The organism is Bradyrhizobium sp. (genome assembly GCF_049586575.1).
Classification (GTDB): Bacteria; Pseudomonadota; Alphaproteobacteria; order Rhizobiales; family Xanthobacteraceae; genus Bradyrhizobium.
Genome location: NZ_JBAVCF010000582.1, coordinates 1 through 4,464, shown reverse-complemented (window position 1 = coordinate 4,464; position 4,464 = coordinate 1). Strand labels below are relative to the sequence as shown.

General features: G+C 61.0%; 5 protein-coding genes and 1 tRNA gene. 3 read left to right on the top strand and 3 right to left on the bottom strand.

Annotation, left to right across the window (positions count from 1 at the left end):
• Nucleotides 1-222: 222 nt before the first annotated feature.
• Both WB528_RS21880 and WB528_RS21875 read right to left on the bottom strand, forming a co-directional pair.
• A tRNA-Ser gene (locus tag WB528_RS21880) sits at nucleotides 223-312 on the bottom strand.
• Nucleotides 313-620: 308 nt separating this feature from the next.
• Nucleotides 621-1,736 carry an ROK family protein gene (locus WB528_RS21875; protein WP_423890601.1) on the bottom strand — a complete coding sequence of 372 codons (1,116 nt, stop codon included), beginning with the start codon at nucleotides 1,734-1,736 and terminating at the stop codon, nucleotides 621-623.
• 330 nt (nucleotides 1,737-2,066) lie between these two features.
• Between WB528_RS21875 and rplU the strand changes: the two genes are divergently transcribed.
• From rplU to WB528_RS21860, 3 genes are all read left to right on the top strand, one after another.
• On the top strand, nucleotides 2,067-2,573 hold the full coding sequence (gene rplU, locus WB528_RS21870) for a 50S ribosomal protein L21 (RefSeq protein ID WP_423890598.1): 507 nt from the start codon (nucleotides 2,067-2,069) through the stop codon (nucleotides 2,571-2,573).
• A gap of 84 nt (nucleotides 2,574-2,657) precedes the next feature.
• The gene (gene rpmA, locus WB528_RS21865; RefSeq protein ID WP_423890596.1) at nucleotides 2,658-2,930 is read left to right on the top strand and encodes a 50S ribosomal protein L27; all 273 of its coding nucleotides are present in this window, start codon (nucleotides 2,658-2,660) and stop codon (nucleotides 2,928-2,930) included.
• Nucleotides 2,931-3,089: 159 nt separating this feature from the next.
• On the top strand, nucleotides 3,090-3,680 hold the full coding sequence (locus WB528_RS21860; protein ID WP_423890594.1) for a GNAT family N-acetyltransferase: 591 nt from the start codon (nucleotides 3,090-3,092) through the stop codon (nucleotides 3,678-3,680).
• 16 nt (nucleotides 3,681-3,696) lie between these two features.
• Here the strand turns inward: WB528_RS21860 and WB528_RS21855 are convergent.
• A partial coding sequence (locus WB528_RS21855) for a DMT family transporter (protein ID WP_423890592.1) occupies nucleotides 3,697-4,464 on the bottom strand: 768 nt, incomplete at its 5' end.

Genomic DNA, 4,464 nt, shown 5'->3' with positions numbered 1-4,464 from the left:
GTCAGATGTTCGACCTTCTTGGCGGTCAGTTTGCCGTAGCCCCTCGCCATCTCGTTCTAGGACTTCGCCTATCCCCTACATACACCTTTACATACACTTGGGCGTGAGATTTGGCGAGACGAGATGGAATTGAATGGAACGCCAAAATCCACACAAGTTGCTGGTATCGCAGCTCTTTGTGTCAGGAATTGGGGCTGAATGAAGCTTTCTGGAACGACCTTCTGGCGGAGAGGGAGGGATTCGAACCCCCGATAGGCTTGCACCTATGCCGCATTTCGAGTGCGGTGCATTCAACCACTCTGCCACCTCTCCAGGCGCAAATCAGGACAAATCAGCGCCCTGAGGTCGAGCGAGTTCTAGGCGAGGAAGGCTGGCCAGACAAGGCGCGCGGGCCCTAAAAATTTCAGAGTAAGCCACCGCGCGGCCCCGAAAGGGGGTGGGACCGCCAGACGCGGAAAACACCGGCGGTCCCGTGTCGCGTCATTGAAATTGCGGGCCTGGAAGTGCGGCTTCGCGGGCCTGCCTGAGCGACGAGGGGACCGTAGCGATCCGCTCGCGCGCGGCAACGCGATCTCGATTTTAACCTAACCGCTCAAGGTTACCGGCGCGAAACGCACTTCTCATTCCTTGTTCTTTTTCTCTTTCTTGTCGTCGTCGCGCTTTTCTTCTTTTTCCTTGTCCTTGCGGCGGTTGGTAAAGCGCGCATTGCCCAATCCCGTGCCGATGGTCAAAACGCCCCAGTGCTCGACGTTCTGCATGAACGGGACTTCCGACAGCCCTTGCGCGACCCCATCGTTATGCATCAACAGCGCGGTATCATGATTGCCGATCTCCGGGATCGCCTCGACCAGGCTCGCCGGCAGGTTGAATTTGCTGCTCTCCCAATTGCCGGGCAGGTTCTGCGCGCCCTTGGCAATCGAGCCATCCTCTTCGATCACGCCTGGACACGATATCCCGATGAAGGGCGCGAGCTTGAGCCCTTCTCCCTCGGCCTCGTCAATCAGGCCCTTGAGCATTTTGACGAGCCGTTTGACGGCGCCTTCCCGTGTCGGCTCGTCGTCAGCATGGCGCCAGAGCTCCGAATGCCGAACCGAGGCCTTTGACAGGTCGGGAGCTTTCTTCCACCGCGTTTCGACCAGGCCGCAGCGGATATTGGTGCCGCCGATGTCGACCGCGAGAATGCTGTCATGGGCCTCGAAGATCCATGACGGCGCCAGATGCAGGCAGCCGATCAGGCCGGCCTCGTCGGGGTCGAAACGAATTGGCCACAAATCGACCTTGAAGCCCTCGGCCTTGAGCAGGATATCGGTGCGCGCGATCGCCAATTCGCCGACCCTGCTCTGCCGAAAGCCACCGCCGACAACGATGCGTTCGGTATCGGCCCACGCCTTGGTCTTCAGAAAACGCGACGTCACATAGGCCAGTTCGCGCGCGAATTCCTCTATCGCGCCATGAACCAGCGCTGCGGCGCCGATATCGTCGCCGACGAGCGCCTCGTCGAGCTCGCTTTTGCTGAATTTCTCGGCGGATTTCCCGCCGAGTGGATCGTCGCCATTTTTCTTCAGCGGCTTGCGCAGACCGTCCAGGATCTTGCGGAAAGCCCCCTTGCTGGCGCGGTCGCCAAGGAAGCCGTCGTCATACTTCAGTTCGATATTGAAACTATCGACGTCCACCGAAGGCAGACGGGAAGCGCCATGCCGGCCAATGCCGATGGTGGTCAGTGTATCCTCAGCCATTATTTTCCCCGCCGGGTGCCAGAATGGGGGGACAACCTTCGGGGAACCCGTTGGTTTCACAGGCAGGTAAGTCGTCCTTTTTGGCCTCGAATCCTGCTATTTCGACCGGTTTTCGGGCCACTTTGCCTTGACTTGGGGGCTTGAGCGGCTATAAGTCCGGCACCCGGCGCGGGAGGTTTCTCGCGCTGTTTGTTTTTGCGCAGATTCCTTTCAGGGCCTCGACATTTAAAGGTTTTGGCCCGGTCGCGCGGAAATTGAACCCATAACGACTGTAGAAAAAGCCGGCCCGGATCCGTCCGAGGCCGGGATCGAACACGAAGGAATAAAACGATGTTCGCAGTCATCAAAACCGGCGGCCGGCAATACCGCGTCGTTCCGGATGATGTGCTCGAAATTGGCAAGATCGCCGGCGAAGTCGGCACGATCGTGCAGCTTGGCGAAGTGTTGCTGGTTGGCGGCGAGTCTCCGATGCTTGGTACGCCCACGGTTGCCGGCGCTTCCGTTGCGGCCGAAGTGCTGGATCACAAGCGCGGACCGAAGGTCATCGCGTTCAAGAAGCGCCGGCGCAAGAACTCGCGCCGCAAGCGCGGCTATCGCGACGAGATCACGGTGCTTCGCATCACCGAGATCCTGACCAACGACAACAAGCCGACCATCGGACCGCGCCCGAAGCGCGAGAAGGTCGTGGCGAAGCCCGCCGATGATGCCGACGAGGCGCCGGAGGCCTCCAAGAAGGCAGCGCCGAAGAAGCCGGCCGCCAAAAAGGCTGCGGCAAAAGCGCCCGCCAAGAAGGCGCCGGCCAAGAAGGCCGCCGCGAAAGGCAAAAGTAAGAAGTGACACGCTTCAGATCAGCGTGACATAAAGTGAAATGAATTCGTCAAGGAATTGATCTAGAGATCAGTTAGAGGTTGGAGACGGGCCATGGCTCACAAAAAAGCAGGCGGTTCATCACGTAACGGCCGTGATTCAGCGGGCAAGCGCCTTGGGATCAAGGCCTATGGCGGCGAACATGTGATTCCCGGCAACATCATTGCGCGTCAGCGCGGCACCACCTGGCACCCCGGCCTTAATGTCGGCATGGGTACCGACCATACTCTCTTCGCCAAGGTAGAGGGCCGTGTCGAATTTCGTGCGAAAGCCAATGGTCGCACTTTCGTATCGGTGATTCCGGTGACGGAAGCCGCGGCCGAGTAAACGGTGGAACAACGAGATTCCGCCGGGTCCTGTTGAACCGGCGGAGCGCTTGAAGGCTCCAAGGGGAGGCGGGAAACCGGCCTCCCTTTTTTGTTGCGTGGCTTCCAAACAGGAAGAGCGCGGCAAGTCCCGAGAGTTTTTAGCTCAAGGAGCCCTTAGATGCTGCAGGATATCCCGCCCCGAATGCTGCGCGAGGCAGGACGTTGCATCCTCGAGACCGAACGGCTGACGCTGCGCAAGCCGACGCTCGCGGACGTCAACGCAATTGCGCGTCTCGCCGACGATCGCCGCATTGCCGAGAATAGCCGCCGCCTGCCGCACCCCTATTCGCAAGGGGACGCGGTCGAATTCGTGCGCGGCATCGCAGGTAGCCGCGAGACGGCTTTCCTGATCGAAAGGGATCACACGCCGATCGGCATGGTGGGGGTCGACTGGCGCGAGCCGGAAATGCCGGAACTCGGTTACTGGCTAGGCGTCGAATATTGGGGCCAGGGTCTGGCCACCGAAGCCGCGCGCGCGACGATCGATTTCACCTTCGAGCAGTTCGACGTCGCACACATGCGCTCCGGCGCCCGCGTCGCTAACCCGGCCTCCCGTAACGTGCTGGAGAAATGCGGCTTCCAGTGGAGCGGCGTCGAGCTGCATCGCTTCGAGTCGCTGGGATCATCGACCCCTGTCGATTGTTTCCGCCTGACGCGCAGCATCTGGGCTTCGCTGAAGAACTGGGGCAATTCGACGCGGCGCGCCTGATAATCCGGTTTGAATCCTATACGGGCGGGCTGACCACGGATTCGGCCCGTCCCAGCTCCCGCTCGCGCAGGAAGATATAAAGCCCCGCGCCGATGATGATCGCGGCGCCGAGCGCCATCGGCGGCGATGGCACATCGCCGAATACTAGATAGCCGAACATCACCGCCCAGAGGATCATCGTGTATTGGTACGGCACGATCGTGGAGGCCGGCGCGAGCTTCAGTGAACGGTTGACGCACAAGAGGGCGCAAACCGAAATCGCGCCGGCGGCAAAGAAAAGGCCGAGGCTGGCCCATGTCGGCGTGACCCAGCCGATCGGCGCGATCACGAGACCAAACAACCACGCCGCCACGAACTGTCCCGAGGCCAGCACGATATCGGGCGTGGCGCGCAACAGGCGCGTGGTCAGCAGCGAGCAGGAAAAGGCCAGGCTGCCGGCCAGCGCGATCACGGCAGGCCCGCTGACGGTTCGCGCCGAGGGCCGAAGCGCGATCAGCACGCCGCCAAATCCAATCAGGATCGCGCTCCAGCGTCGCCAGCCGACCTGCTCGCGCAGAAAGATCGCCGACAACGCCGTGACGAAAATCGGCGTCGCCAGATAATAGGTGACGACGTCAGCGAGCGGCAGATAGACAGTTGCAAGAAAGAACGCGGCGATCTCGAAGGTCGACAATACAAGGCGCAGAAACTGCAGCCGGGGCCGCTCAATTCGCCGGAATTCATGGCGCTGCCACCATATCGACGGCGCCAGGAGGGCGAGCGCCGCGCAGGCGCGCAGCAGCAT